Source organism: Actinomadura keratinilytica (genome assembly GCF_039539665.1).
GTDB classification, from domain to species: domain Bacteria; phylum Actinomycetota; class Actinomycetes; order Streptosporangiales; family Streptosporangiaceae; genus Spirillospora; species Spirillospora keratinilytica.
In genome coordinates, this window is sequence record NZ_BAABDO010000285.1 from 1 (window position 1) to 802 (window position 802).

General features: G+C 81.5%; 1 pseudogene. It reads left to right on the forward strand.

Features of this window, described 5'->3' with window-relative positions:
* Nucleotides 1–802, forward strand: a pseudogene (locus tag ABD879_RS32730) (hypothetical protein); the annotation flags it as partial.

Sequence of the window (802 nt, forward strand, 5' to 3'; positions counted from 1 at the left end):
GGCGGCGCCGGCCGCAGGTGCGGGCCCGGCTGGCCGCCGAGGCGGCCGCGCCGCGCATGGTGACGCCCGCCGAGCTGGAGAGCATCGCCCGCACCTGCGGGGTGCCGCGCGACGAGCTGGCCGCGCAGGCCCGCGACGACCGCATCGAGGTCCGCGAGCCCGACCCGCTGCCGACCGCGGCGCCGTACGCGGCCTACCGCAAGGTGCGCGAGTCGCTGGACGTGCTGGGCCGCCGCCATCTGGCCGACTTCGTGTTCGGCGGGAACCTGGCCGGTCCGATGCGGGTGCTGGGCGGGTTCTCGGCGCCGGCGTCGCGGGGCGGCGCGCTGCGGCTGGACGAGGAGGCCGTGGCGGCGGTGGCGGCGCGGTGGGCGCGGCGCGGCCGCGACTCCAGCACCGTGCACGCCGACACGGTCGCGGCGGCGCTGCGGTCCGGCGCCGACCTCGACGAGCTGGTGCTGTACGACGTGGCGGACCGGCTGCGCGAGCGGCTGCGGCAGCGCGCGTCCGAGCGGGCGCTGCTGCGGTTCGCGATCGAGGACCTGGGGGTGGACCCGGGGGACGCGCGGCGGCTGGTGTTCGCGGTGGTGCGCGAGAGCGGCCCAGGCGGCGGGCCGGCGGGCCGGGCGCGGGCGCTGCTGGACGCGGGCGCGGTGCACGCCGCCGCCCAGCTGGCGGGGGGCGCCGCCGGGGCCGCCGCGGACGGGCCGGACGAGCAGGCCGCGCTGCTGGCCGCCGAGGCGGGCCAGCGGCTGGTGACGGTGGTGCGGCTGCGCGAGGAGGCCGCCGGGGAGGCCGACCC